This is a genomic window from Immundisolibacter cernigliae, assembly GCF_001697225.1.
In the GTDB taxonomy this organism is placed as follows: Bacteria; Pseudomonadota; Gammaproteobacteria; order Immundisolibacterales; family Immundisolibacteraceae; genus Immundisolibacter; species Immundisolibacter cernigliae.
The window spans coordinates 2,105,153-2,129,720 of sequence record NZ_CP014671.1; the positions used below are offsets into that span (position 1 = coordinate 2,105,153).

The 24,568-nt window shown below is 68.6% G+C and carries 28 protein-coding genes; 16 read left to right on the top strand and 12 right to left on the bottom strand.

The genetic code is table 11. From position 1 onward, the window contains the following. Window positions 1–152 precede the first annotated feature (152 nt). A complete protein-coding gene (locus PG2T_RS09965) occupies window positions 153–938 on the top strand; it encodes a lipopolysaccharide kinase InaA family protein (protein WP_145931064.1) in 786 nt (261 codons plus the stop codon). A 28-nt stretch (window positions 939–966) separates the two neighbouring features. On the opposite strand, the gene ygfZ is transcribed toward PG2T_RS09965, so the two are convergent. Continuing rightward, window positions 967–1,866 carry a CAF17-like 4Fe-4S cluster assembly/insertion protein YgfZ gene (gene ygfZ, locus PG2T_RS09970; RefSeq protein ID WP_236953338.1) on the bottom strand — a complete coding sequence of 300 codons (900 nt, stop codon included), beginning with the start codon at window positions 1,864–1,866 and terminating at the stop codon, window positions 967–969. A 130-nt stretch (window positions 1,867–1,996) separates the two neighbouring features. Between ygfZ and PG2T_RS09975 the strand changes: the two genes are divergently transcribed. Together PG2T_RS09975 and PG2T_RS09980 are read left to right on the top strand one after the other, a co-directional pair. Next, a complete protein-coding gene (locus PG2T_RS09975) occupies window positions 1,997–2,233 on the top strand; it encodes an FAD assembly factor SdhE (RefSeq protein ID WP_068804744.1) in 237 nt (78 codons plus the stop codon). Beyond that, entirely contained in the window at window positions 2,226–2,624 is a 399-nt protein-coding gene (locus PG2T_RS09980; protein ID WP_068804746.1) for a protein YgfX, read from the top strand. The genes PG2T_RS09975 and PG2T_RS09980 overlap by 8 nt, the downstream gene beginning before the upstream one ends. Here the strand turns inward: PG2T_RS09980 and nadB are convergent. Next, entirely contained in the window at window positions 2,602–4,215 is a 1,614-nt protein-coding gene (gene nadB / locus PG2T_RS09985; protein ID WP_068804749.1) for an L-aspartate oxidase, read from the bottom strand. The genes PG2T_RS09980 and nadB overlap by 23 nt on opposite strands. A gap of 203 nt (window positions 4,216–4,418) precedes the next feature. Here nadB and rpoE point away from each other — a divergent pair, with 203 nt between their 5' ends. The 12 genes from rpoE to acpS all read left to right on the top strand — a co-directional run bounded on the left by rpoE (window position 4,419) and on the right by acpS (window position 14,740). Next, complete coding sequence (gene rpoE / locus PG2T_RS09990; RefSeq protein ID WP_068808143.1) at window positions 4,419–5,021, top strand: RNA polymerase sigma factor RpoE; 603 nt, start codon at window positions 4,419–4,421, stop codon at window positions 5,019–5,021. Window positions 5,022–5,037: 16 nt separating this feature from the next. After that, window positions 5,038–5,586 carry a sigma-E factor negative regulatory protein gene (locus PG2T_RS09995; protein ID WP_068804752.1) on the top strand — a complete coding sequence of 183 codons (549 nt, stop codon included), beginning with the start codon at window positions 5,038–5,040 and terminating at the stop codon, window positions 5,584–5,586. Then, complete coding sequence (locus PG2T_RS10000; protein ID WP_068804755.1) at window positions 5,583–6,590, top strand: MucB/RseB C-terminal domain-containing protein; 1,008 nt, start codon at window positions 5,583–5,585, stop codon at window positions 6,588–6,590. Before PG2T_RS09995 ends, PG2T_RS10000 begins: the two co-directional genes overlap by 4 nt. Next, window positions 6,587–8,023 carry a DegQ family serine endoprotease gene (locus PG2T_RS10005; protein ID WP_068804758.1) on the top strand — a complete coding sequence of 479 codons (1,437 nt, stop codon included), beginning with the start codon at window positions 6,587–6,589 and terminating at the stop codon, window positions 8,021–8,023. The genes PG2T_RS10000 and PG2T_RS10005 overlap by 4 nt, the downstream gene beginning before the upstream one ends. Before the next feature lie 209 nt (window positions 8,024–8,232). Then, window positions 8,233–10,038, top strand: coding sequence for a translation elongation factor 4 (lepA, locus tag PG2T_RS10010; RefSeq protein WP_068804761.1), 1,806 nt, complete (start codon window positions 8,233–8,235; stop codon window positions 10,036–10,038). Continuing rightward, a complete protein-coding gene (gene lepB / locus PG2T_RS10015) occupies window positions 10,035–10,805 on the top strand; it encodes a signal peptidase I (RefSeq protein ID WP_068808147.1) in 771 nt (256 codons plus the stop codon). The genes lepA and lepB overlap by 4 nt, the downstream gene beginning before the upstream one ends. A gap of 80 nt (window positions 10,806–10,885) precedes the next feature. Further along, a complete protein-coding gene (locus tag PG2T_RS10020; protein WP_068804763.1) occupies window positions 10,886–11,296 on the top strand; it encodes a DUF4845 domain-containing protein in 411 nt (136 codons plus the stop codon). Beyond that, window positions 11,293–11,973: a ribonuclease III gene (rnc, locus tag PG2T_RS10025; RefSeq protein ID WP_068804766.1), complete on the top strand. Its 681-nt coding sequence runs from the start codon at window positions 11,293–11,295 to the stop codon at window positions 11,971–11,973. The genes PG2T_RS10020 and rnc overlap by 4 nt, the downstream gene beginning before the upstream one ends. Next, entirely contained in the window at window positions 11,966–12,871 is a 906-nt protein-coding gene (gene era, locus PG2T_RS10030; protein WP_068804768.1) for a GTPase Era, read from the top strand. Before rnc ends, era begins: the two co-directional genes overlap by 8 nt. Window positions 12,872–12,885: 14 nt before the next feature. Further along, complete coding sequence (recO, locus tag PG2T_RS10035; protein WP_068804771.1) at window positions 12,886–13,617, top strand: DNA repair protein RecO; 732 nt, start codon at window positions 12,886–12,888, stop codon at window positions 13,615–13,617. Further along, window positions 13,617–14,363 carry a pyridoxine 5'-phosphate synthase gene (pdxJ, locus tag PG2T_RS10040; protein WP_068804774.1) on the top strand — a complete coding sequence of 249 codons (747 nt, stop codon included), beginning with the start codon at window positions 13,617–13,619 and terminating at the stop codon, window positions 14,361–14,363. The genes recO and pdxJ overlap by 1 nt, the downstream gene beginning before the upstream one ends. Beyond that, window positions 14,360–14,740 (top strand): holo-ACP synthase, encoded by a 381-nt coding sequence (gene acpS, locus PG2T_RS10045; RefSeq protein ID WP_068804777.1) that lies wholly within the window; start codon window positions 14,360–14,362, stop codon window positions 14,738–14,740. The genes pdxJ and acpS overlap by 4 nt, the downstream gene beginning before the upstream one ends. A gap of 42 nt (window positions 14,741–14,782) precedes the next feature. Here the strand turns inward: acpS and PG2T_RS10050 are convergent, their stop codons facing one another. The 5 genes from PG2T_RS10050 to PG2T_RS10070 all read right to left on the bottom strand — a co-directional run bounded on the left by PG2T_RS10050 (window position 14,783) and on the right by PG2T_RS10070 (window position 18,532). Continuing rightward, complete coding sequence (locus PG2T_RS10050) at window positions 14,783–16,444, bottom strand: cation:proton antiporter domain-containing protein (protein WP_068804781.1); 1,662 nt, start codon at window positions 16,442–16,444, stop codon at window positions 14,783–14,785. A 104-nt stretch (window positions 16,445–16,548) separates the two neighbouring features. After that, a complete protein-coding gene (gene hemJ / locus PG2T_RS10055) occupies window positions 16,549–16,974 on the bottom strand; it encodes a protoporphyrinogen oxidase HemJ (RefSeq protein WP_068804784.1) in 426 nt (141 codons plus the stop codon). An 11-nt stretch (window positions 16,975–16,985) separates the two neighbouring features. After that, window positions 16,986–17,471 carry a TlpA disulfide reductase family protein gene (locus PG2T_RS10060; protein WP_158513189.1) on the bottom strand — a complete coding sequence of 162 codons (486 nt, stop codon included), beginning with the start codon at window positions 17,469–17,471 and terminating at the stop codon, window positions 16,986–16,988. A gap of 126 nt (window positions 17,472–17,597) precedes the next feature. Further along, window positions 17,598–18,188 carry a metallophosphoesterase family protein gene (locus PG2T_RS10065; protein ID WP_068804790.1) on the bottom strand — a complete coding sequence of 197 codons (591 nt, stop codon included), beginning with the start codon at window positions 18,186–18,188 and terminating at the stop codon, window positions 17,598–17,600. Continuing rightward, window positions 18,185–18,532, bottom strand: a complete 348-nt coding sequence (locus tag PG2T_RS10070; RefSeq protein WP_068804801.1) for a cupin domain-containing protein — start codon at window positions 18,530–18,532, stop codon at window positions 18,185–18,187. Before PG2T_RS10070 ends, PG2T_RS10065 begins: the two co-directional genes overlap by 4 nt. A 65-nt stretch (window positions 18,533–18,597) precedes the next feature. Here PG2T_RS10070 and PG2T_RS10075 point away from each other — a divergent pair, with 65 nt between their 5' ends. Continuing rightward, window positions 18,598–19,707: an LLM class flavin-dependent oxidoreductase gene (locus PG2T_RS10075; RefSeq protein ID WP_068804804.1), complete on the top strand. Its 1,110-nt coding sequence runs from the start codon at window positions 18,598–18,600 to the stop codon at window positions 19,705–19,707. A gap of 7 nt (window positions 19,708–19,714) precedes the next feature. Here the strand turns inward: PG2T_RS10075 and mutM are convergent, their stop codons facing one another. The 5 genes from mutM to PG2T_RS10100 are packed head-to-tail and all read right to left on the bottom strand — an operon-like array spanning window position 19,715 to window position 24,554. Continuing rightward, window positions 19,715–20,536, bottom strand: a complete 822-nt coding sequence (gene mutM, locus PG2T_RS10080; RefSeq protein WP_068804806.1) for a bifunctional DNA-formamidopyrimidine glycosylase/DNA-(apurinic or apyrimidinic site) lyase — start codon at window positions 20,534–20,536, stop codon at window positions 19,715–19,717. Beyond that, window positions 20,536–21,486 (bottom strand): DUF4340 domain-containing protein, encoded by a 951-nt coding sequence (locus PG2T_RS10085; protein WP_068804809.1) that lies wholly within the window; start codon window positions 21,484–21,486, stop codon window positions 20,536–20,538. The genes mutM and PG2T_RS10085 overlap by 1 nt, the downstream gene beginning before the upstream one ends. Next, complete coding sequence (locus PG2T_RS10090) at window positions 21,486–22,829, bottom strand: GldG family protein (RefSeq protein ID WP_068808150.1); 1,344 nt, start codon at window positions 22,827–22,829, stop codon at window positions 21,486–21,488. Before PG2T_RS10090 ends, PG2T_RS10085 begins: the two co-directional genes overlap by 1 nt. 4 nt (window positions 22,830–22,833) lie before the next feature. After that, entirely contained in the window at window positions 22,834–23,595 is a 762-nt protein-coding gene (locus PG2T_RS10095; RefSeq protein ID WP_068804812.1) for an ABC transporter permease subunit, read from the bottom strand. After that, window positions 23,592–24,554 carry an ABC transporter ATP-binding protein gene (locus tag PG2T_RS10100; RefSeq protein WP_068804815.1) on the bottom strand — a complete coding sequence of 321 codons (963 nt, stop codon included), beginning with the start codon at window positions 24,552–24,554 and terminating at the stop codon, window positions 23,592–23,594. Before PG2T_RS10100 ends, PG2T_RS10095 begins: the two co-directional genes overlap by 4 nt. Window positions 24,555–24,568 lie beyond the last annotated feature (14 nt).

A 24,568-nucleotide genomic window follows, 5' to 3' on the forward strand; every position in this document is an offset into this window, starting at 1 on the left:
CGCGCCGCCCGGGCTTTTTTGTGCGCCCCACCACGCAGACCCGCAGTCTCGATGGGTATCGGCCCAACAAGAATATTCGCTGAAAACTGCTGGTCCACCGATGAAGGCGCGAGCGCCTCACCAGAACCATGCCCGGTGACCGATAAACCGATGTGAGCAAGGCATCCCGATTCGAAAGCTTGCCGGCCTGGGCGGCCATGCTCGCCGCCGCGGGACTGGACCGGTTTCAGGCCTGGTGGACACTGCGCCTGGACGAGGTGGAAGCCGGCAACCGGCAACGCGGGGGTTGGAGTTCGGTGTGTCGCCACCATCTGGCGCCGGACATCGGGGTATTCGTCAAGCGCCAGCAGGACCATGTATTTCGCAGCGCACGGCATCCGCTGCGCGGTCGACTCACCGCCGAGCGCGAGTTTCGCATTCTGCTGCGCTGTCGGGCCGCTGGTATCCCGGTGGCGGAACCGGTGCTTTTCGCGACGCAGCCGGTCGATGGCCACCAACGCGGCGTTCTGGTGACGCGCGAGCTGGCCGGTTATCGGCCGCTCGACGAGCTGACCGCGCAGTGGCAAGAAACCGGCTGGCCGCAGCGGCGGCAGCGTCAGCGCGTACTGCAGGCGGTGGCCGCCGTGGTCCGGCGCCTGCACGCCATGCATCTTGAGCACAACTGCCTCTACCCGAAGCACATCATGATCAACATGGACTGGCTCGCGCAGCAGGACGCCACGCCCGCCGCGCCGGTGGCCTTGATCGACCTGGAAAAATGCAAATGGCGCCTGCGCCGTGTCGACTGCGCGAGGCGGGATCTGGACAGCCTGAATCGCCGCAGCCCGGGCTGGTCGCGGGTCGACCGGCGACGGTTCATCGGCTATTACCTGGCCGCGGGACGGCATCTGCAAGGACCGGACGCGCGCTTGTGGCACTGGCTCGCCCGGCGCGGCTGAACGCGCCGCTCGGGCCGCGCCCGCCGGCTTACGGCTCCAGCGCGTACGGCAGCGGCAAACGATGCAGCGCCTCGCCGCTGGCCAGGCGCAGCGCGCCGTCGGCCGCCGTCACCTGTACCACGGCCAGCAGCCGGCAGCCGGAGCGGTCGGCCGCCTGCGCATCGACCACGTTGCCGACCTCCCGACCGTCCGCGTCCTGCAACGGCGTACCCGGCGCCGGCGGGCTGCCGGCGGCGCCCAGGCGATACATGCGCCGCGAGGCTTTGCCCAGGTAGTGCATCCGGGCCACGATTTCCTGCCCCGGGTAGCAGCCCTTGCGAAAACTGACGCCGTCCACCAACTCGAGGTTCACCATTTGCGGCACGAAGGCTTCCAGCGTCGGCGCGTAGATGCTCGGTAGGCCAGCGTCGATATCCAGCAAACGCCAGACCGATGCCGGCGCCGGGCGAGCGCTGGCCGACAAGGCCGCCCACAGCGCCGGTGCCGCCTCATCACCGACGCACACCAGAAACCGCTCTGGCGATCCGGGCCAGCGCAGCGCGGTCACCGTTTGCTGCTGCGCGACGGCGTTGAGCGCGCCCGGCACGGCCAGCCCGGCCTGGGCCAGGCAAGCGGCCGCGCCCTCGCCCGCCACGCCGAGCAAGGTGAGGTCTGCGCGCAGGGCCAGCGTCGCCCGGCTGCGCAGCACGAACATGCGCAGGCGCTTGAGCACCGCTTCGGCCGTGTCGGCCGGCAGGCACAGCTGCCAGTCCTCGCCGGCTTGCCACAGCCGCGGCAGTGCATACAAACGCCCCTTGGCGTTGCAGTACCCGGCCAGCAGGCTCGCGCCGGGCGCCAGGCCCTGCACGTCGTTGCTGAGCTGGCCGTGCAAAAAGGCGGTGGCGTCGGTACCGCTGGCTTCGATCACGGCCAGATGCGTCAGGGGCATCAGCACGCATTCGCCAGGCGCTGGCGCGCACGGGTCGGCTTCCGGTAGAACGGGCATCCAGACCACGACTAGACCTCCACGGGCAAACGCCCTGCGAGCGATTGTTCAGACAGAAAACGGAACCTGAAACATGCTCAGCGATTCTACGTTGCGCTGGCGCTGCCGCCGCGGCAAGAAGGAACTCGACCTCCTGCTGGCGCGCTTTCTGGACCGCCACCTGGCCGGCCTGGAGCCGGCCCAGCGGGCGGCCCTGGAGCGCCTGCTGGCACTCGAGGACGACGACCTGCTCGACCTGGTGCTCGGTCGCACGCCGGCGGCGGACGCCGACACCGCCGCCGTGCTGGTCAGGCTCGGCGGCCATGCATGATCTATGCCCGGGCCGCTCGGCCCGGCTGACCGCGCTGGCCTGGCTGCTGCATCTGGGTGGCCTTATCGGGCTGCTTTACGTCACGCCGCCGCTGGCCTGGCCGCTCGCCACGGCGCTGATCGGCCTCGCGCTGTGGCGGGCCTTGTCCGACAGACCCGGCGATGTGCTGCGCGCCCAGGGCCAGATGGACGGTGAATGGACGCTGACCCGCCGCGATGGACGGCGTCAGACCGGCTGGCAGGTTGAGCCCCAGCGGTCGTTCTGTCACCCGTGGCTGGTGATTCTGGCGCTGCGAAACGAGCGGCAAAGGCTTTATCTGCCGCTGGCGGCCGACGCCGTCGGCGCCGATGCGCTGCGGCGGCTGCGCGTCAGCCTGCGCGGGGCGGGCTGAGCAGGGTCGGTCGCGGCGGCCGGGCATCGCTCAGCTGTGGGCAATCCAGGCTGTAATGCAGGCCGCGGCTCTCGCGCCGCTGCTGCGCCGAGCGCACGATCAACTCGGCCACCAGCACCAGGTTGCGCAGCTCGATCAGGTCGTTGCTGACGCGGAAATTGGCGTAGTACTCGTGAATCTCGCGCGCCAGCAGCTGCACCCGGCTCAAGGCCCGCGCCAGGCGCTTGTCGGTGCGCACGATGCCGACGTAATCCCACATGGCGCGCCGCAGCTCCTGCCAGTTGTGGGCGACCACCACTTCCTCATCGGAGTCGGTCACCTGGCTCTCGTCCCAGGGCGGGATGGCGATGTCGCCGCCGGTGGCGGGCGGACCGGCCAGAATGTCGGCGGCGGCGGCCTGCGCAAACACCAGGCACTCCAGCAGCGAGTTGCTGGCCAGGCGATTGGCACCGTGCAGGCCGGTGTAGGCCGCCTCGCCGACCGTATACAGGCCGGCCACGTCGGTGCGGCCGGCCAAGTCGGTCACCACGCCACCGCACAGGTAGTGCGCGGCGGGCACCACCGGAATCGGCTCGCGCGTGATGTCGATGCCCAGCTCCAGGCAGCGCGCGGCGATGGTCGGAAAATGCTCGTGAATGAAGGCCGCCGGCTGGTGGCTGATGTCCAGGTACACGCAGTCCAGGCCCAGGCGCTTCATCTCGCTGTCGATGGCGCGCGCCACCACGTCGCGCGGGGCCAGCTCCAGTCGGTCGTCGTAGCGCTGCATGAAGCGCTCGCCGCCGGGCAGGCACAGGCGGCCGCCCTCGCCGCGCAGGGCCTCCGAAATCAGAAAATTCTTGGCCTTGGGGTGATACAGGCAGGTCGGATGGAACTGGATGAATTCCATGTTGCCGACCCGGCAACCGGCCCGCCAGGCCATGGCGATACCATCACCGGTGGCTACGTCCGGGTTGCTGGTGTACAGGTACACCTTGCCGGTGCCGCCGGTGGCCAGCACCACCGCGCGGCCGCGAAACACCTTGACCTTGCCGCTGCGCCGGTCGAGCACATAAGCGCCCAGGCAGCGATTCGGCTCCTTGCCCAGACGAGCGGTGGTAATCAGGTCGATCGCGATGTGGTGGTCGTGCAGGGTGATGTTCGGGTGCGCACGGACCTTGTCCTCCAGCGTAGTGGTGATGGCCCGTCCGGTGGAGTCGGCCGCATGAATGATGCGCCGCTGCCCGTGGCCGCCCTCGCGCGTGAGGTGGTAGTCGTCGAACGGGCCGTTGCCGCCCGGCTCGGTCAGGCGGGTGAAGGCCACGCCCTGGTCGATCAGCCAGGCGATGGCCTCGCGACTGCGCTCGACCGTGAAACGCACCGCCGCTTCGTCGCACAAACCGGCACCGGCCACCAAGGTGTCCGCGACGTGCGATTCCACTGAATCCTGGTCGCCCAGCACGGCCGCCACGCCGCCCTGCGCGTACAGGCTCGAGCCCTCGGTGAGCGGTCCCTTGGCCAGCATGCACACCGGTGCGTGGTCTGCCAGGCGCAGGGCCAGGCTCAGGCCTGCGGCCCCGCCGCCGATGATGAGCACCTGTTCGCTGGTCGACATGTGAACGCGCCGAGGGGTGGGCCTTGAACTGGTAAAATTCCTCGCAATGTAACAAAAGCGCAATCTGCGCTTCACCAATTGCCCAGGGAGACATGCATGGCTCGCCACGGCTGCCGGGCGACGCGTCGCATCCGCCCTGCCCACCCACGCTTGTTTTTGCTGCCGCCGGTTCGGTGCGCGGCAGGATCGACTGCGACATCCCGATGACCACTTTTGGCGAAGCCAAACCAGGTGACGACGACAGCGCCATCGACCTGGAACTGGTACGCCGCGTTCAACGCGGCGAGAAACGCGCCTTTGATCTGCTGGTAAGCAAATATCAGGTGCGTGTGGCCAAACTGGTCGGCCGGCTGGTGTCCGATCGCTCCGAAGCCCAGGATGTCACGCAGGAGGCGTTCATCAAGGCCTACCGGGCGCTGCCCAATTTTCGGGGCGACAGCGCGTTCTACACGTGGCTGTACCGAATTGCGGTCAATTCCGCCAAGAATCATTTGGTGGCAAGATCGCGCCGCCCGCCCACCGACGATGTCGACATCACCGACGGTGACGTCGAGGCTGCCGGTGTGGTGATGGCGGACATGGCAACTCCCGAGTCCTACGCCGTACGTGACCAGCTTCAGTCGGCGCTGGGGCGGGCGCTGGCCGAGTTGCCCGAGGATCTGCGCACGGCGTTAACTTTGTGTGAGATGGAAGGTCTTAGCTACGATGAAATTGCCCGCGTGCTCGATTGCCCGATCGGCACCGTGCGTTCGCGCATCTTTCGTGCACGGCGGGCACTCGATGCGAAACTCAAACCGTTCCTGTAACCCGGTGGAGACCTGAATGACGGAGCCACAACACCAAGCGCTGTCCGACCTGATGGACGGCGAGCTGGATCCCGACCAGGCTGACGCGCTGCTGGATGCGCTGTGTCGCGATGACGCGCTGGCGGCTCAGTGGCGCCGGATGCACCGGATACGTGGCCTTCTGCGCGATGGAGCAGATCCGACCTTCGACGTCAGCGCCGCGGTGCGTGAGGCCATTGCCGGCGAGGCGACCTATCTGTTGCCGGCCATTGCACCGGTTCGCCCGGCAAGGCACTGGCCCCGCTATGCCGTCGGCGGCGCCTTGGCTGCCTCGGTCGCACTGGCCACCGTGATCGGGCTTCGGCAGTGGCAAGCGCCCGGCGCGACCGATCAACTGGCGACACAAACCAGCGAGGCGATCACCGGACCCATCCTGGCAAGCGGCGACGTGCGCGCGCCTGCTGCTGCGCAGCAACCCAGCCGGCTGGAGGGCTACTGGGCCGCGCACGCCGACAACGCCCTGCTCGCCGGACAGGACTCGCTGACCCCGCTGCTGCGTGACGTCAGCACAGACAGCCGGCAATGAAACCGGCGCCGGTGCTGCTGGCGCTTGCGCTGGCGTGTGGCAAGGCGCTCGCCGCTGACACCCCGCAGATCATCCAGCGCATGCTGGCGGCAGCCGACGTCCTGTCCTACCGCGGCCACGTCGTGCAGATCGAGGGCGATCAGGCGCAAAGCCTGCACATACTGCACCGCGCCGGGGCCGACGGCGGATTCGACCGCGTACGCAGCCTGCAAGGCACTTATTGGGAACTGCGCCGCCAGGGACAAAACTGCCGTATCGCCCTGTCAACAGTCCGACCGGCACACGATGAGGCATTGGTGGCCGCAGCGTTTGCCAGCCTGCTGCCGCGCCGGCTGCAAAAGCTGGCCGAGTTTTACGAATTTGCCCCGGTCGGCAGCGGTCGACTGGCCGATCATGCTGCCGACTTCACGCTGGCCCGGCCGCGCGATCAGTTCCGGTTTGCGTATCTGCTGGGTACGGACAGCGCAACCGGCCTGCTGCTCAAGGCCAGCCTGATCGACAATCAGGGCAAGGTCCTGCGTCAGGTATTCTTCGTCGATCTTGAACTGGTGCAGACGCTGGACGATGCCGAGTGGCTGCAGGAAGCCGGCTCCAGCCCGGCGAAACTGCAGTGGACGGAACACACCCTTGGGCAACGCCCCTCGGCGGATGCCATCCCCTGGACCATCGGCACGCTGCCGCCCGGTTTCGGTGTCAGCGGTTATATCCGCCGCCAGTCACCCGATAGCGGCCAGGACGTCGAGCAACTGACCATTTCCGATGGTCTGGCAACCGTTTCGGTGTTCATCGACTCCCCGGCGCCCGGCGAACAGTCACTGCTGGGCGCCGGACGCGTACAGGCCATGCCCGCCTTCGGCGCGCGGCTTGACGGACGTCAGGTCACCGCGCTGGGAGCGGCACCGATGGCCACCCTGCAGCAGGTCGTCAAAGCCTTGATGCCAGTCGCACCCGCCTCCCTGGCGACGCCGGCCGCGTCGCCCGCAATCTCCGGCGCCCCTCCGTGAATACTGTCACCCGATCCGTCCTTGCCTGGCTGGTGTGTGCTCTCGTGCCCGTGTACGGTCCGGCTCACGCCGCCGACCTGCCGGATTTCAGTTCCCTGGTCACCGCGTACGGACCGGCGGTGGTGAACATCAGCAGTGAGAACAAGCCGGCACCGAGCCAGGCCGCGCGCCCGAAGCTGCCATTCGAACTGCCGGAAGGCCTGGACGATCCGGACAGTGCGCCGCTGAACGAATTCTTCCGGCATTTTTTCGGCGAGCAGGGCGAGCTGCCGTCCCTGCCCACAGAATCGCTGGGCTCTGGCTTCATCATTTCCGCCGACGGCTACGTGCTGACCAACCACCACGTGGTCAAGGGCGCCGATAAGATCATGGTGCGCCTCGGTGATCGCAGCGAACTGCCGGCCAAGCTGATCGGTTCGGACGAGCGCAGCGACATCGCGCTGCTGAAGGTGGCCTCGAAGAACGGCTCGCTGCCGACCGTGAAAATCGGTGATCCGGCGCGTCTTAAGGTCGGCGAATGGGTGCTGGCCATCGGCTCACCGTTCGGCTTCGACCACAGCGTCACCGCCGGCATCGTCAGCGCCAAGGGTCGTGCCTTGCCGCAGGACACCTACGTACCGTTCATCCAGACCGACGTGGCCATCAACCCCGGCAACTCCGGCGGCCCGCTGTTCAACATGGACGGCGAGGTGGTCGGCATCAATTCGCAGATCTACAGCCGCACCGGCGGTTTCATGGGGCTGTCGTTCGCGGTGCCGATCGATGTCGCCATGGACGTCGTCAGCCAGCTCAAGGCCAGTGGCAAGGTCACGCGCGGCTGGCTGGGCGTGCTGATCCAGGACGTGACCCGGGAACTGGCCGAATCCTTCGGCATGGCGCAGCCGCGCGGCGCGCTGGTGGCGCGCGTGATGCCGGACGGGCCGGCCGCCAAGGCGGGCATAGAAGCCGGCGACATCATCCTGCGCTTCAACGGCGAAGACATCGTCTATTCGAGCGACCTGCCGCCGCGGGTCGGCCGCACCGCCGTTGGGCGCAATGTCGCGGTCGATATCCTGCGCGCCGGCAAGCCGCGCACCCTGCAACTGGCGGTCGAGGCGCTGCCGGCCGAGGCGCGGGCGGGCGCCGAAAAACCGGCGCCGGCCAGGGTCAGCGCCGATCGGCTCGGCCTGCTGGTGGCGGACCTCACCGACCAACAGCGCGAGCGCGCCGGCGTCGAGCGCGGTGGCGTGCTGGTACGCCGGGTGGACGCAGGCGCCGCGCAGGAAGCCGGCGTGCAGCGCAGCGACGTCATCCTGTCCGTGAACAGCCAGACGGTGGACGACGCCGCCGGCTTCAAGCGCCTGGTCGATCGCCTGCCGGCCGGCAAGGTGGCGCGCCTGCTGGTGCAGCGCGGCCAGAACCCCCTGTGGCTGGCGCTGCGGGTGCCAAAGTAGGCGGCCTAGGAGCCTTCGGGGCCAGGCGGGGCGCGTGTTATAGTGTGGCGCCTTTGGAAGGGGCGCTGCGGCGCCCCTTCCGTCGTTATGGATCAGGCTCGGCGGGCGTTCGGGCCGGCAGCCGGCGCCGACCCGAACCGCCATGCGCCACTGGAACCGGGCCGCGAGCCACGCCCACCTTCCCCATTCGGTCCGCCCCCGACCTGCCGATGACCCCCCTCGACCGAATTCGCAATTTTTCGATCATCGCCCACATCGACCACGGCAAATCGACCCTGGCCGATCGTTTCATCCAGCGCTGCCAAGGCCTGACGCAGCGTGAAATGTCGGCGCAGGTGCTCGACTCCATGGACCTGGAGCGCGAGCGGGGCATCACCATCAAGGCGCAGAGCGTGTCGCTGCGCTACGTGGCCCGCGACGGCGTGGATTACCTGCTGAACTTCATCGACACCCCCGGCCACGTCGATTTTTCGTACGAGGTGTCGCGCTCGCTGGCTGCCTGCGAGGGCGCGCTGCTGGTGGTGGACGCGGCGCAGGGCGTCGAGGCGCAGACCGTTGCCAACTGCTATACGGCCATCGAGCAGGGCCTCGAAGTGCTGCCGGTGTTGAACAAGATCGACCTGCCGACCGCCGAGCCGGAGCGGGTCAAGCGCGAGATCGAGGAAATCGTCGGCATCGACGCCGAGGACGCCGTGTGCGTGAGCGCCAAGACCGGCCAGGGCGTGGACGACGTGCTGGAGGCGCTGATCGCGCGCATTCCGCCGCCCACGGGCGATGTCGACGCCCCGCTGCAGGCGCTGGTGATCGATTCCTGGTTCGACAACTACCTGGGCGTGGTCGGCCTGGTGCGGGTCATGAACGGCGCCCTGCGGGTCGGCCAGCGCATCCGCGTGATGTCCAACGCACGCGTGTTCACCATCGACCGGCTCGCCATCTACACGCCCAAGCGGCGCGACGTGACCGAGCTGGGTCCGGGCGAGGCCGGCATCGTGATTGCGGCCATCAAGGACATCGACGCCATCCCGGTCGGTGACACCATCACCGAGGAAGCCCGTCCGGCGCCGGCCCAGCTGCCGGGCTTCCAGCGCATCAAGCCGCGCGTGTTCGCCGGCCTGTTCCCGGTCGACTCGTCCAGCTACGAGGCGCTGCGCGAGGCGCTGCGCAAGCTGCGCCTGAACGACGCGTCGCTCAGTTTCGAGCCGGAGACCTCGCAGGCACTCGGCTTCGGCTTTCGCTGCGGGTTCCTGGGCATGCTGCACATGGAGATCGTGCAGGAGCGCCTGGAACGCGAATACGACCTTGAGCTGATCACCACCGCGCCGACCGTGCTCTACGAGGTGCTGGTGCGCTCCGGCGAGGTGCTGCTGGTGGACAACCCGGCCAAGCTGCCGGACCCGTCCCAGCTGCAGGAAATCCGCGAGCCGATCCTGGCCGTGACCATTCTGGTGCCGCCGGCGTATCTGGGCGCCGTGCTCGGCCTGTGCGAAGACAAACGCGGCCGCCAGACGCGCATGAGTCACCTGGGCGGGCAGGTGTCGGTGCAGTACGACATCCCGGCGGCCGAGGTGGTGGCCGATTTCTTCGACCGCCTCAAATCCGTCAGCCGCGGCTTTGCTTCCTTCGACTATGAATTCACGCGCTTCGAGCCGGCCGATCTGGTCAAGCTCGACGTGCTGGTCAATAAGGAAAAGGTCGATTCGCTGTCGGCCATCGTGCACCGCCAGACCGCGGCCCTGCGCGGGCGCGAGCTGGTCGCCAAAATGGTCGAGCTGATCCCGAGGCAAATGTTCGAGGTGCCGATCCAGGCCGCCATCGGCGCCAAGATCGTCGCCCGCGAGTCGGTGCGGGCCCTGCGCAAGAACGTCACCGCCAAGTGCTACGGCGGCGACATCACGCGCAAGCGCAAGCTGCTGGAAAAGCAAAAAGAGGGCAAGAAACGCATGAAGCAGGTCGGCAACGTGCAGATTCCGCAGGAGGCCTTCATGGCTGTGCTGCACACCGGCAAGGAGAAATAGCCGTGGATTTCGCGCTGCTGCTGTTCGTGCTGCTGCTCATCAGCGGCGTGATCTGGGCGATCGACGAAATCTGGCTGGTGCGCCACCGCAACGCGGCCGGCGCGACGCCCCAAAAAATGCCCTGGTGGGTGGAGTACGGGCGCTCGTTCTTCCCGGTGATCCTGGCCGTGTTCCTGCTGCGCTCGTTCCTGGTGGAACCGTTTCGCATTCCGTCCGGGTCCATGCTGCCGACCCTGCACGTGGGCGATTTCATCCTGGTCAACAAGTTCACCTACGGCATCCGCCTGCCGGTCATCGACAGGAAGATCATCGACATCGGCAGCCCGCAGCGGGGCGATGTGGTGGTGTTTCGCTACCCGCCAGAGCCGTCGATCGATTACATCAAGCGCGTGGTCGGCGTGCCCGGCGATCGTATCGGCTATTACGACAAGGTGCTCTACGTGAACGGCGAGCCGGTCACGCTGCGCGACGGCGCGAAGCCGGTGCAGGATGGTGGCGTGGAGTTTCTGCGCCTGCCGGAACAACTCGGATCGCACCATTACGAGGTGCAATGGATGCCGCAGCGGCCGAGTCCGCAGGGCGAGGTGGTGGTGCCGGCCGGGCAGTATTTCGTCATGGGCGACAACCGCGACAACAGCAAGGACAGCCGCTACTGGGGCTTCGTGCCGGACCAGAACCTGGTCGGCAAGGCGTTTTTCATCTGGATGAGCTGGGATGGCGGGCAGTTTGCAGTCAACTGGCGGCGCATCGGCTCCAGTATTCCGTGATACGCGGCTGTTTCATTCAGCGCCGACCGGTTGATAATGCCCCGGGCCGCAAACAAGGCCTGACACCGGGAGAGTCCGACATGCAAAAAAAACTGCCCGCTGGCCGTCAGGGCGGCTGGTCCTTTTTCTCGCTCGCCATCGCTCTTGCCGTGGCGGTGCTTTTTTTCATGGTCGGTCTGGCCATGTATCCGGGGTATTACGAAGCCTTCGCCGTGCGCAAGGCGGTCAACTCGCTGGCCGAGGACAGCACCATCGGCCAGATGGGCAAGCCGGCGATATGGAGCCTGCTCGAAAAGCGCTTCGACATGAGCGGTCTGTATACCCCCACGCCGACCAAGAACGACCTGAAGATCGATTACGACAAAAAGACCAGCAAAAAGCGCATCGTCGTCGAGTACGACTACAAGGCGCCCGTGTTCTACAACATCAGCGTGATGATGCATTTCCGGCATGAGCTGCAGGTCGAAGGCACGGTGAGCGGAAGCGATTGACGGACCCGCTGGACCTGTTGCAGCTGCGCCTGGGCCATCGCTTTGCCGATCCGGGGCTGCTGCGCCGCGCGCTGACCCACCGCAGCGCGCGGCGCCAGCACAACGAGCGCCTGGAGTTCCTGGGTGATGCCCTGCTTGGATTCGTGATCGCCGAAGCGCTGACGCAGCGTTTCCCCCAGGCCACCGAGGGCGAGCTCACGCGCTTGCGCGCGCGCATGGTCAGCGGCGAGGCGCTTGCCGTGGCCGCCAACGAACTGCGCCTGGGAGAATTCCTGGAACTGGGTGCCGGCGAGCGCAAGACCGGCGGCCATCGCCGGGCCTCCATTCTGGCCGACGCCTTCGAGGCGCTGATCTGCGCCATGTACCTGGACGCCGGCATCGAGGTCTGTCGCGAGCGGGTGCTGCACCTGCTGGGCCCGGCGCTGGCGCGGCTGCAACCTGGCGAGACGCTCAAGGATCCGAAAACCCGCCTGCAGGAATGGCTGCAAAGCCGCGCCCTGGAGCGACCGCAGTACCATCTGGTCAGCGAACAGGAACAGGCCGGCGCGTGGCAGTTCGAGGTCGAATGCCGGGCGCCGCCGCTGCCCGATCCCCTGCGCGGCATCGGCGGCACCCGCCGCGCCGCCGAACAGGCCGCCGCCGCCGCCGCGCTGGAACGACTGCAAACTCATGACTGACACCACACCCGTCGAACACTCCGGCTACGTTGCCATCGTCGGGCGCCCCAACGTCGGCAAGTCCACGCTGATCAACCGCCTGGTGGGGCAGAAGCTGGCCATCACCTCGCCCAAGCCGCAGACCACGCGTCACCGCCTGCTGGGCATTCGCACCGAGGGCGGCGTGCAGGCCGTGTTCGTGGACACACCGGGCATCCACCCCGGCCAGGGTCGGGCGCTGAACCGGTACCTGAACCGCACCGCTACCGGCGCCCTCGAAGGCGTGGACCTGGCGCTGATGGTGGTGCAGGGCACGCACTGGACCGCCGACGACCAGCGCGTGCTGGAACTGGTCAAGGCCAGCGGCCGGCCGGCGGTGGCCGTGGTCAACAAGATCGACCTGGTCCCGAACAAGGCGGCACTGTTTCCACAGCTCGAACAGCTCGGCGCGCAGGGCTGCTTTACCGAAATCGTGCCGGTGTCGGCCCGCAAGGGCAGCAACGTCGAGCGGCTGATGCAGGTGGTCGGGCGCCTGCTGCCGGCCGGCGGGGAATTGTTCCCGGAAGACCAGGTCACCGACCGCAGCCTGTCATTCATGGCCGCCGAACTGGTGCGCGAGAAGCTCATGCGCCATCTGCACCAGGAACTGCCCTACGTGTGCACGGTCGGCATCGAAACCTTCGACGAGCAGCCTGGACGCACAGAGATCAGCGCCATCATCTGGGTCGAGCGGCCCAGCCACAAGGGCATCGTCATCGGCAAGGGCGGCGCCATGCTCAAGCAGGTCGGCAGCGAGGCGCGGGCGGACCTGGAAAAACTGCTCGAAACGCACGTCTTCCTGCAGCTGGTGGTGCGCGAGAAAAGCGGCTGGACCGACGACGATGTGGCCCTGCGCACGCTCGGTTACCAGAGCGAGTAGTCAGGCCCGCGCGCATGGTTGCTGAACAAGCGGGCAGCCGCGCGCCGGTGCTGCTGGCGCCGGCTTATGTGCTGCACCGCCGGCCCTACCGTGACAGCAGCCTGCTGCTCGAATGCTTCAGCCGCGAGCATGGCCGCGTCGGCCTGGTGGCGCGCGGCGGACGCGGGCGCCTGGCCGGCGTGCTGCAGCCGTTCGCGCCGCTGCTGCTGTCCTGGACCGGCGGCGGCGACCTCAAGACCCTGACCCAGGCCGAGCCGGATGGTTATGTCGATCCGCTGCAGGGCGCCGCGCTGGCGGCGGCGTTTTACCTGAACGAGCTGCTGCTGCGGGCCTGCGCGCGGCTGGATGCGCACCCGGCCGTGTACGCGGCCTACCGGCGCGCGCTCGAAGCCCTGACCGGCGGGGTGGCTGACGAGCCGGCGCTGCGCCGCTTCGAGCGCGACCTGCTGGCCGAGCTCGGCTACGGGCTGCAGCTGGAGCACGACGTCGACGGCGCCGCCATCGAGCCGGCCGCCCGCTACCACTACCAGGCCGAGCGCGGCGCCAGCCGGGCGCCCGACGGCGACTTGCCCGGCGCCGCGCTGCTTGCCCTGCGTGACGACACCCTGGGCGAGCCGGCACACCTGCCGGCCTGCAAGCGCCTGCTGCGCGCGCAGCTGGCCCGGCATTTCGGCGACAAGCCGCTGAAAAGCCGCGAGCTGTTCCACGCCATCGCCGGCAAAAACCCGCGTCCGGAAACGCCCTGATGAACGAGCAAACCCCGTCCCGCCCGCTGCTGGGCGTCAACATCGATCACGTCGCCACGCTGCGCCAGGCGCGGCGCACCGTGTATCCGGACCCGGTGCTGGCGGCGTTCGAGGCGCTGGCCGGCGGCGCCGACTTCATCACCCTGCACCTGCGCGAGGACCGGCGGCACATCCAGGACGCCGACGTGACCGCGCTTCGCGCGCGCCTGCCGTGCCGGCTGAACCTGGAGATGGCCGTCACCGACGAGATGATCGGCATTGCCAGTCGCCTCAAACCGTCCGACTGCTGCCTGGTGCCGGAGCGGCGTGAGGAGCTGACCACCGAGGGCGGGCTCGAAGTCGCCGGCCAGGAGCCCCGCATCGCCGATGTCGTGGCGCGGCTGTCGGCGGCCGGCGTACAGGTGTCGCTGTTCATCGATCCCGAGCCGCGGCAACTGGCCGCCGCCCGCCGCTGCGGCGCGCCGCTGGTGGAACTGCACACCGGCCGCTATGCGGATGCCGCGTCCGGCGCCGAACGGGCAGCGGAACTCACGCGCATCCGCCAGGCGGTGGACGAGGGGCGGCGCCTGGGCCTCACCGTCAACGCCGGTCATGGCCTGAACCTGGACAACGTCGCCGCCATTGCCGCCCTGCCCGGCATTGCCGAGCTGAACATCGGTCATGCGCTGGTGGCGCGCGCCGTGTTCGTCGGCCTGCGCGCCGCGGTGGCGGAAATGAAGCAGGCCATCGCGCAGGCGTCGCGGTGATCGCCGGCATCGGTGTCGACATCGTCGCGGTGGCGCGCATCGCGCGCATCCTTGAACAGCATGGTGATCATTTCGCCCGGCGCCTGCTGGCCGACAGCGAGTGGCAGGACTACCTCGCCAGCCCCGCCCGCGCGCCGTTCATGGCCAAGCGCTTCGCCGCCAAGGAGGCCTTCGGCAAGGCGCTGGGTACCGGCATCGCCGACGGCGTGACACTGCCCCAGATCGCCGTGACGCACGACCCCGCCGGCCGGCCGCTGCTCGAACTGTCCGGCGCCGCGGCCGCGCACTGCGCCCACCGCGGCATCGTCGCCTGGCACCTGAGCCTGGCCGACGAGCGCGACCACGCAGTAGCGATGGTGGTGCTGGAACGCCCGTGACGCAGCCGGTGCCGGCCACCGCCCACCGCGACCGGCGGTTCCTCAGCTCCACCGCCGGGGCGCCACCAGCGGCGCACCGGTGATCAGGTCGACCGCCTCGGCGGCGGCGTCCGCCATCGGTAGCAGCACCAGGTCGATGTCGCGGCCGCGCAGCGCCGGCAGATCCTCCTGCGCCTGGATGGCAACCGCGATTTGCTGCCGGTAGCCGCTGTTGCGCAGGGCGTCGACCAGCGCCAGTCGGGGATCATCGTGCGTCAGGCTGCCGCCGTGCACCGGGATGGCGCAGACCACCCACTGCGCACCGCCCAGCGGCAGGGATTTTCCAAAATCCGGATCGGCCGCATCGCCGTAATAGGCTGGCAGGCCGCGCGCCCGCCAGCGGGCAACCATTTCCGGATCGAAATCCACACCCAGCACGCTCAGGCCGCGGCTGCGCAGCCCTTCGGCAATGGCGGTGCCATAACGGCCCAGGCCGAACAGGATGACGTCGGCCGGCGGTGGCGCCTCACTGGGCGCGTGACGGCGCGCCTGGTCACCCATGACACGCGCCAGCAGCGGCTCCACGAAGGCATAGATGGCGCCCGAGTAAGTGACCAGGTAGGTGCTGGCGCCGATACTGACCAGCCCCACCAGCGTCACCAGCGCCTGCGTGGCCGGGTCCGCCAGCCCGGCCTGCGTGGCCAGGGCCAGCAGGATCAGCGAGAACTCGCTGATCTGAGCCAGCGTCAGGCTGGCCATGAACGCCGTGCGCCGCCCGTAGCCGGCCAGGCCAAGGATCGGCAGCACGATCAGCGGCTTGCCGATTAGCACGAACGCCGACAGCCCGATCGCCGGCCACAGACTGCCCTGCAGGGCGCCGAAATCGAGGCTGGCGCCCAGGCTGACGAAGAAGAACAGCAGCAGGAAATCGCGCACGCTGGCCAGGCGCGAGGCCAGTGCTTCCCGAAATGGCGTCGAGGCCAGCGACACGCCGGCCAGCAGCCCGCCCAGCTCCTTGCCAAGGCCGAGGGCATCCGCCAGGCCGGCGAGCAGCGCCGCCCAGGCCACGGCGAAGGTCACCAGCAGTTCGGGGGAGCGCGCCATGCGCGCCAGCAGGCCCTGCGCCAGATAACGGGTGAACAGCAGCACCGTCGCCAGCAGCACCAGCCCACCGACCAGGGCCTGCCACAGGCCGCCTTGTGATTCGCCGCGCAGCCCCGCCAGCAGCCCCATCAGCACCACCACCAGCAGATCCTGCGCGATCAGCAGGCCCAGCGCCAGGCGGCCGTGCAGCGAGTCGACCTCGCCCTTGTCCCACAGCAGCTTGATGACGATGATGGTGCTGGAGAAGGTCAGCGCCAGACCGATGATCGCGGCCGTGCGCACCGGCATGCCCAGCGCCAGGGCCACGCCAGCGCCGGCCAGCGCAGTCAGCAGCACCTGCGCGCTGCCGGTGACCAGCGCCACCGGTCCTAGCGTGCGCAGCAGCCCCGGGTCGAGCTTCAGGCCCACCAGGAACAGCAGTACGGCCACACCCAGTTCGCCCAGCACCTGCACGTGCACGGCGCTCGACACCACACCCAGCACGTCCGGTCCCGCCACGATGCCGGCCACGATGAAGGCCACGATCAGCGGCTGGCGCAGCCACTGGCCGACAAAGCCCAGCGCGGCGCCCAGCACCAGCAAGGCAGCGGTCTCGTTGAAAACGGTATGGGCGGTGATCATGGTGAAATTCGCAGGCGGCGAACCCACAGGGCAGCAAGTCCCTTGCCAAAGCGCCTACAGGGGCCGCCCGCCCCGGCCTGGAGCGGCAGCGAACCCGCATTCGATCAGAACGGTTTGACGATCGTCAGACACACCACGGCCACCAGAACCAGCGTCGGCAGCTCGTTGAACACCCGGAAAAAACGGGCGCTGTGCGTGTTGCGCCCATCGCGCAGGGCCGCCAGATAGCGGCCACACAGCCAGTGGTAGACCACCAGCAGCGCCACCAGCGTCAGCTTGGCATGCAGCCAGCCGGCCTTGCTGTAGGCCGCCCAGGCGTAGTCCACCAGGAGTGCCAGCCCGGCCAGCACCGTGACCACCGCAGCCGGCGTCATGATGGCCCGGTACAGGCGCCGTTCCATGATCTCGAAGCGCCGCCGGCCGGCCTCGTCGGCGCAGTCGACGTGGTACACGAACAGCCGCGGCAGGTAGAACAGCCCGGCGAACCAGGCCACCATGGCGATCACGTGCAGCGATTTGATCCAGAGCATGTGCAAACCTCTCAGGTGTCGGCCAGCAGCGGCAACAGCGCCGCCCGCAGTTCGTCGATCGGCCACACGCCGTTGTGCACGGTGACGATTTGTCCGCCGGCGTCCACCAGCAGAAATTGCGGCGTCTGCGGCGGCACGCCAAGCCTGCGCACCACGGTTGCGTTGATGTCGATGGCCACCGGGAACGGCAGCCGCAGCACCTCGCGGGCGGCCATCACGCGGTTGGGTGGGTCGTAGGGCATGGCCAGCGCGATCAGTTCCAGGCCCTTCGGGTGCAGTTCCTTGTACAGGGCGGACAGCTCGGGCATCTCGGCGATGCACGGCGCGCAGGTGCTGGCCCAGAACACGATCAGCAGTGGCTGGCCGCGCAGCGCCGCGCCATCGAGCGGGCGGCCGTCGACCACCGTGAAGCGCAGATCCTCGGGCAGACGGTCGCTGCCGGCGCGGGCCGCCGGCATCATGACCAGGACAAGCAGGCAGGCAATCAGGCAGCGCATGGCGTCGCAGTCCGAAATGTGGGGGCCGCCATTGTGCCAGCGGCGGCCAGACACGGGCATGTCCGTCCGTGGACGGCCGGTCTGGAACCTGCCAAAAACTCGGTGTAGCCCGGCTACGCCGGGCGATCATCCCCCGAAGCGTGGCCGCGGTATCGGCGGTCGCTCCGTGCCACGTTCGGACAGGCCGCGCGCACCGCGCGGCAGGGCCGGGAACTGCCACACGCTGACCCGCCACGCGGCGGTGCCCGCCTGCAGCAGCAGACACGATGGCCCACCGCCGGTGCGAGCACGGCCGGCGGCACCGGGGTTCAGGATCCAGGGCGCGGCGACGACATCCTGCGCCAGGCGGTGGCTGTGTCCGTACAGCACGGCGCGGGCGCCGGGGTAAGCGGCGCGCAGGCGCAGGTGACGGCGGGTGGCGCTGTGCCGGTGCCCGTGTTCCACCACCAGCGTGCCGCCCGGCAGGGGCACATCGATGCGCTCGGGCAGGGCCAGCAGATCCGCTACCGGGCCCAGCCACTTGTCCGGCACGTCGTTGTTGCCACGCACGGCGAGCAGCCGACCGGCCGCCGCAGCAAGCGTCTCCAGCACGGCGCTGGCGCCAACGTCGCCGGCATGGACAGCCAACGCGCAGTCCTGCGCCAGTTCCGCGATGCGCGGATCGAGCACGCCGTGGGTATCGGCCAGCAGCAGCACGCGCACGGCCGGGCTGTTCACGCGGCGTCGGACGGCCAGAACACTGCCAACCACAGGGTGGGCGGATCGGCGCAGGTGGCTTCGACGCGGTGGCGCCTGCGGGCCGGCAATTCCAGACTGTCGCCGGGCCGGAGGCTTACGATCTGCGGGCCATCGGGCAGGTCGACGGTCAGTTCCGCCGCGCCCTGCAGCAAAACCACCCATTCGTGTTCGATCTGGTCATACCAGAAGCCGGACGGGCTGGCCTGACCGGTGGACACGATGCGCTCCACACGCAGCCCGGGCCGGTCCAGCAGGCAGTCGATGCGCTCCCGGGTGTCTGGACTGGTCGGCAGGTCGCGAAACAGGTTGTACATGGCGGTCATGGTGCAAAAGGCGCTTCGAGGTTTATAACTGATAGGCGCCCCCACGCCACGAGGAGAAGAAACGCATGGCCATACCCAGCGGGCGGGCCGATCACCCCCTGTTCGACCCGAAGCAGCGGATCAAGCTTGGCATCTTTGGCAGCAACGTCAGCAACGGCTGCACGATCAGCACCGCCGAGTCGTCGTTCCGGCCGACTTGGCAACAGAACCTCGATCTGGCCTTGCAGGCCGAAGCGCTGGATTTCGACCTGCTGGTGCCGGTCGGGCGCTGGAAGGGATTTGGCGGCGAGACCGACTTCAACGGCGACTGCCTGGAGGTCTATACCTGGGCTGCCGCGCTGGCGGCGCGCACCGAGCGCATCCACATCTTCGCCACCTCGCACGTGCCGACCGTGCACCCGATTTTGGCCGCCAAGCAGGCGGCGACCATCGACCGCATCAGCAACGGTCGCTTCGGCATCAACGTGGTGTGCGGCTGGTACACGCCGGAGATGGAGATGTTCGGCGTGCAGCAACTGCCGCACGATGACCGCTACGCGCGCGCCACCGAGTGGATTCAGGTCTGCAAGCGGCTGTGGCAGGAGCAGGACTTCGACTTCGCGGGCGAGTACTACACGATCAAGGGCGGCTACATGCTGCCAAAACCCGTGCAGCAGCCCTATCCGCTGCTGATCAACGCCGGTGTTTCACCGGCCGGCATCGACTACGCGGCACGCGAGATGGACGTGAATTTCTGCATCGTCTCGACCCTGGACCAGGGCCGGGAGCTGATCGGGCAGATTCGCGGCAAGGCCGCCGGCTACGGGCGGGACATCGGCATCATGAGCTCGGCCGCCGTGGTGTGCCGCAGCAGCGAGGCCGAGGCACGGGCGGTGTGGGACCACATCGTCGCCCGCGGCGATTACGCCGCGCTCGACAACCTGCTGACCACCTTTGGCGTGCAGAGCGGCTCCATGACGCCCGAGGCGGCGCGCGAGTTGACCGAGCGCTTCATCGTTGGCTGGGGCGGCTACCCGCTGGTCGGCACGCCGCTGCAGGTGGCGCAGGAAATCGGCCGCCTGGCCGACATCGGCGTCGACATCCTGCTGTTGTCGTGGCTGGATTACGCGCCGGAACTGAACTACTTCGGCGAACAGGTCATGCCGCTGCTAAAGGACATGGGGCTGCGGGTTTGAGCGGGCCTCAGCCCTGGCACAACGGGCACCAGAAGGTCGATCGCTGACCCATGCGCCGCTCCCGGATGGGCGTTGCACAGGCCCGGCACGGCGCGCCGGTGCGACCGTACACGGCCAGCTCCTGGGCGAAATAGCCCGGCAGGCCGTCGCTGTTGGAAAAATCGCGCAGCGTGGTGCCGCCGGCGGCAATGGCCTCGGCCAGCACGGCCTGGATGACCGCCGCCAGACGCACGAAAGCGGGGCGACTGAGACTCGCCGCCGCCTTGGCGGGGCGGATGCCGGCCCGAAACAGCGCCTCGCTGGCGTAGATGTTGCCCACGCCGACCACCACGCTGGCGTCCATGAGGAACAGCTTGACTGCCACGCGACGGCTTCGCGAGGCCGCGTGCAGGTGAGCGCCCAGCGTCTGGCTGTCCGTGTCCAGCGGCTCGGGGCCGAGCTTTCTGAGCAGCGCGTGGCTGGCCGGATCCTCGCCCGCGTAAAGAATGCTGCCGAAGCGGCGTGGATCGCGCAGGCGCAGGCACTGGCCATCGTCCAGCAGGATGTCGACGTGGTCGTGCTTGAGTGGTGGCGTGGCGGCCGGCAGCACGCGCAGGCTGCCCGACATGCCAAGGTGCAGCAGCAGGTGCCCGTGCGCGGTGGTCAGCAGCAGGTATTTGGCGCGCCGGCCGACCGCGGTGATGGCGGCGCCGGGCAGCCGGCTGCTCAATTCCGGCGCCACCGGCCAGCGCAGGGCCGCGTTGCGTACCACCGCACCGGTGATGCGCCGGCCGATCAGCAGCGGTTCCAGGCCGCGCCGGGTGGTCTCGACCTCCGGCAGCTCCGGCATCAGGGCGCGGCGGCGGGCGGGCTGGCCGGCGGGGCTGAGGATTCCGCGGCTTCGCCGTCAGGCTCGTCCGACGCTGCCGGTTCGGTGGCTCCGGTCGGCTGGGCAGCGCCCGGTGCCGTCTGCTCGATTTCCAGCAAGCGCTTGCCCTGATTGGCGCTGAATCGGTAACGCACCGGTGCATCGCGCCGGTACAGCAGCCACTCGTCACCGTCCTGCGCCACCGCCAGCTCCAATGCCCCGCCTTGCCATTCCAGGCGCAGGGCCCGCGCATCGGCTGGAACGGCGGTGCTTTCCTCCACGTCCATGGCGTAGGCGCGCTGCCATTCCTCGATCAGCATGGTGATGGCGTCGGCGCTGGCCTTGGGCTGTTCGGGGCTGATTTTCCAGGCGGTGCCTTCACGGCGCAGCCTCAGGCCCGGCAGGTCCAGCGCGGTCAGCGTCACGCCCTCGGGCAGCACGCGCCGGTCGACCCAGGCCACCCAGGTGGACGCCGCGTGGTGGTAGAAGCGGTCATCGATCAGGTGCACCGCGTCGCCGACGCGCACATAGCGGCGCAGACCAACCGGGTTGGTCAGGCCAAAGGCGATCTCGGTGTCATCGAAACGCAGGCGCGCCTGCGGCGGGTCGACGCCAAAACCGTTGTCCTTGTTGTCGGCCAGCGTGAACTGGGCGGCGCTGGCGGCGCCTGGCAGTTCGAGCAGCGTTTCGACCCGAAACGGCTGCGCCCGCAGGCGCGGACTGTCGATGAACCAGTCCTTGCCGTCCCGCACCAGGGCAAAGGCCGCCCCACGCGGCGGGTGGAAATCGATGCGCTTGACCGTCTGCGGGTCGAGCTTCGTGAGCTTGACCTGGGGTGGCGGCGGCGTCTTGCCGGGCTGGAACCAGGCGACCGCCGCCAGGGCGGCCACCACGAGCGCGAGCGCCAGGTTCAGCCACAGCCGACCGCGCATCAGCGCCCCCGGCGGCGCAGCCAGACACCCAGGCCGGCCGCGGCGAAGGCTGCCGGCAGGCCAAACAGGAAGCCGAAGCCGATCAACAGGCTGTTGTCGCGCGAGAGCGACAGTTCCGTGTCCGGCGCCGTGCGCGGCGGGATGCTGACCAGACCCTCGTCGGCCGCCAGCCAGTTCACCAGGTTCAGGCCCAGATTCAGGTTGCCGCCATTGCCGACGTAGCTGTTGGACAGGAAATCGCCATCGCCGACCACCACCGCGCGCTGTTCACGCTCGCCCTGCATGCGCGTGAAAGCCGCCGCCAGGATGAACGGCCCTTGCCGGTCCTGGCCCTCGTCGAAGTTCACTTTTTCGGCCAGCGGGCCGGTCTCGGCCCAGCCGGAGGCGCCCAGTTCGATCAGGTCGGTGGCTGCCCACGGTTCCTTCGGATCGTGTTCGAGGCCGGCCGCCAGGGGAAACAGGGTCATGAACTCGAAGCCCGCGAGCGCCGCGTGGAAGCGGTAGTTGTCCGCCGTGGCGATGGCGAAGTGGGCGCTGCCGGCGATGGCCTGGCCCACCGGATCGATCAGCGTACCGGGCACGAAACGCAGGCCAAGCTCGGCCGCGATCGGCTCAAGACCGTGCAGTGGCCCCGGATCGGCCAGCCACAGCAGGTTGCCGCCGGCGGTCAGGAAACGCTGGATGGCGCCCACCTCGTCGCCGGTCAGATCGACCGCCGGGGCGGTGACGACCAGCGTCGCATCGGTCGGCAAATCCTTGCCGCTGGCCGGGTCCGGGCGCGTCGCCAGCACGCCCTGCTCGCGCAGCGCTGTGGTGAAGGTGGACAGATCGTGGTTGGCCTGCCCGTCCGGGCTGCGCTCGCCGTGGCCGGCGAGGAAAATCAACCGGCGCTCGCCGCTGCGCGACAGACGCATGAGGGCGCTGGTCAGCGCCTGCTCGTCGAGCTGTTCGAGCTTCTCGCGCCGGCCGGCCAGTTCCAGCAGCACAGTGCCGTCGGCACGGATGCCCAGTTCCTTGACCCGCGCCGGGGCCTGATCGGGATTGACGAAACTGACCGTGAATTTGGGCGAGGCGGCCGCGTAGCGCCGCAGCAGGTCATCGAGGCTGGCGCGCAGTTCAGGGTTGGGACGGGCGAACACGGTGGCGGTCACCGGTTCCGGAAGCTTTTCCAGCACCTGCCGGCTGGCCTGCGACAGCGAGTTGCGGCCGCTTGCGGTCCAGTCGAAGCGGCGGTCGTAGGTGTGCGCCAAGTAACCCAGCAGGCCGATCGCGGCCAGGAACAGCAGCAGCGCGACGGCCCCCTGGAGGCGCAGTGCGAAGCGGCTGGAGTTCGAACCTGTCATGTGCTTAGCCGGCCAGCCGCTCGGCATCCAGCCGGCGGATGCTCAGACCCAGGAACAGCACGATGAACAGGGCGAAGTAGGCCACGTCGGCGATGGCGAACACGCCCTTGAGCAGCGGCTGGTAGTGGTTGAGCATGGACAGCTGGCGCAGCAACTCACCGCTGCCCTCGCCGGCGCTGCCGCTGGCCCAGTCCAGGATCCACAGCAGCAACAGCAGGCCGAAGGTGCTGACCGCCGCCGTCATCGGGTGCGAGGTCAGCGTCGACATGAACAGGCCCAGCGCGGCGAAGCTGCCCAGCAGCAGCCAAAGACCCAGCACGCTGGCCGCCAGCAGGCCAAGGTCGAGCCTGGCGCCCAGCAGCAGGCTGACCGGCATCATGGCCGTAAGCGCCGTCACCAGGGTCAGAAACCCCATCAACGCCAGATACTTGCCCAGCACGATGCCGGACACGGATACCGGCGCCGACAGCAGCAGCGGCAGGGTCTGGTTGCGCCGCTCCTCGGCAAAACTGCGCATGGTGATCAGCGGCACCAGCATCAGCAGGACGATGCCGGCGCTGCCGAACAGCGACGGGGCGACGATCTCGGTCAGACCCGGCGGGTCGGGCATCGCCATCAACTGCGAGCGCAGCTGCAGGAACATGTCGATCTGGGTCAGGAACAGGTAGCCCAGGATGGCCTGCACCACGGCCAGCATGGCCCACGCCGATGGCGAGGCGAACAGCACGCGCAGCTCGCGCCCGGCGATAGCCAGAACCGCCCTCACGCCGCCTGCTCCTGCGCCGGGGCGGACTCGGGCACCTCGTCCCCCGCCAGCTCCAGGAAGACCTCTTCCAGCGACAGGCGCGGGCGGGTCAGCTCGTACAAGCCCCAGTCGCCGATGGCTGCACTGTGCACCAGCGCGTCGGTCGGATCGGCGCCGGCTTGGAAAGTCACCAGCCAGCGGCCCTCGCCTTGCGGGTGCAGCGCGGCGATGCCGGGAATGCCCGACAGCTGGTCCGCCGGGGGTGGCCGGCGCAGGGCGATTTCAAGATGCGCGCCGGTCAGGTGCGTGGCCAGCTCGTCGATGCCGGCCTTGAGCACCAGCTCCCCGTGGCGAATGATCTGCACGTGGCTGCAGATGGCCTGCACCTCAGACAGGATGTGCGTGGACAGGATCACGCTGTGGGCCTGTCCGAGCTCGCGGATCAGGGCGCGGATTTCCTGAATCTGGATCGGGTCCAGGCCCACCGTAGGCTCGTCCAGGATCACTACCGGCGGGTTGTGGATGATGGCCTGGGCGATGCCTACGCGCTGCTGGAAGCCCTTGGATATGTTGCCGATCAGGCGCCGGCCGACTTCCTGCAGGCCACAGCGGGCCTTGGCCTGTTCGCGCGCGGCGCGCACCTGGCGTCCCGGCACGCGGCGCAGGCGGGCGCAGAAATCGAGGTATTCGTCGACCGTCAGGTCGCGGTTCAGGGGCGGGGTTTCGGGCAGGTAGCCCAGCTGCGCCTTGGCGCGCACCGGCTGCTGCAGCATGTCGATGCCACCGACCCGTACGCGCCCGGCACTTGGCGCCAGGGTGCCGGTCAGGATGCGCATGGTGGTGGTCTTGCCGGCGCCGTTGGGGCCCAGAAAGCCCAGCACCTCGCCCTTGACCACGCTGAAGCTGACATCGCGCAGCACCTGGCGATTGCCAAAGCTGCGGCTGACGTTTTCGATCTCGACGAGGACTTCGGCCGTCATGGCTGAACGGTCAT

Coding starts and splice junctions, on each gene's coding strand:
- ygfZ (WP_236953338.1), bottom strand. CDS start 1,866: ATGCCCCTGACGCATCTGGCCGTGATCGAAGCCAGCGGTACCGACGCC.
- PG2T_RS09975 (WP_068804744.1), top strand. CDS start 1,997: ATGCTCAGCGATTCTACGTTGCGCTGGCGCTGCCGCCGCGGCAAGAAG.
- PG2T_RS09980 (WP_068804746.1), top strand. CDS start 2,226: ATGCATGATCTATGCCCGGGCCGCTCGGCCCGGCTGACCGCGCTGGCC.
- nadB (WP_068804749.1), bottom strand. CDS start 4,215: ATGTCGACCAGCGAACAGGTGCTCATCATCGGCGGCGGGGCCGCAGGC.
- rpoE (WP_068808143.1), top strand. CDS start 4,419: ATGACCACTTTTGGCGAAGCCAAACCAGGTGACGACGACAGCGCCATC.
- PG2T_RS09995 (WP_068804752.1), top strand. CDS start 5,038: ATGACGGAGCCACAACACCAAGCGCTGTCCGACCTGATGGACGGCGAG.
- PG2T_RS10000 (WP_068804755.1), top strand. CDS start 5,583: ATGAAACCGGCGCCGGTGCTGCTGGCGCTTGCGCTGGCGTGTGGCAAG.
- lepA (WP_068804761.1), top strand. CDS start 8,233: ATGACCCCCCTCGACCGAATTCGCAATTTTTCGATCATCGCCCACATC.
- PG2T_RS10020 (WP_068804763.1), top strand. CDS start 10,886: ATGCAAAAAAAACTGCCCGCTGGCCGTCAGGGCGGCTGGTCCTTTTTC.
- era (WP_068804768.1), top strand. CDS start 11,966: ATGACTGACACCACACCCGTCGAACACTCCGGCTACGTTGCCATCGTC.
- recO (WP_068804771.1), top strand. CDS start 12,886: ATGGTTGCTGAACAAGCGGGCAGCCGCGCGCCGGTGCTGCTGGCGCCG.
- pdxJ (WP_068804774.1), top strand. CDS start 13,617: ATGAACGAGCAAACCCCGTCCCGCCCGCTGCTGGGCGTCAACATCGAT.
- PG2T_RS10050 (WP_068804781.1), bottom strand. CDS start 16,444: ATGATCACCGCCCATACCGTTTTCAACGAGACCGCTGCCTTGCTGGTG.
- hemJ (WP_068804784.1), bottom strand. CDS start 16,974: ATGCTCTGGATCAAATCGCTGCACGTGATCGCCATGGTGGCCTGGTTC.
- PG2T_RS10060 (WP_158513189.1), bottom strand. CDS start 17,471: ATGCGCTGCCTGATTGCCTGCCTGCTTGTCCTGGTCATGATGCCGGCG.
- PG2T_RS10070 (WP_068804801.1), bottom strand. CDS start 18,532: ATGACCGCCATGTACAACCTGTTTCGCGACCTGCCGACCAGTCCAGAC.
- PG2T_RS10075 (WP_068804804.1), top strand. CDS start 18,598: ATGGCCATACCCAGCGGGCGGGCCGATCACCCCCTGTTCGACCCGAAG.
- mutM (WP_068804806.1), bottom strand. CDS start 20,536: ATGCCGGAGCTGCCGGAGGTCGAGACCACCCGGCGCGGCCTGGAACCG.
- PG2T_RS10085 (WP_068804809.1), bottom strand. CDS start 21,486: ATGCGCGGTCGGCTGTGGCTGAACCTGGCGCTCGCGCTCGTGGTGGCC.
- PG2T_RS10090 (WP_068808150.1), bottom strand. CDS start 22,829: ATGACAGGTTCGAACTCCAGCCGCTTCGCACTGCGCCTCCAGGGGGCC.
- PG2T_RS10100 (WP_068804815.1), bottom strand. CDS start 24,554: ATGACGGCCGAAGTCCTCGTCGAGATCGAAAACGTCAGCCGCAGCTTT.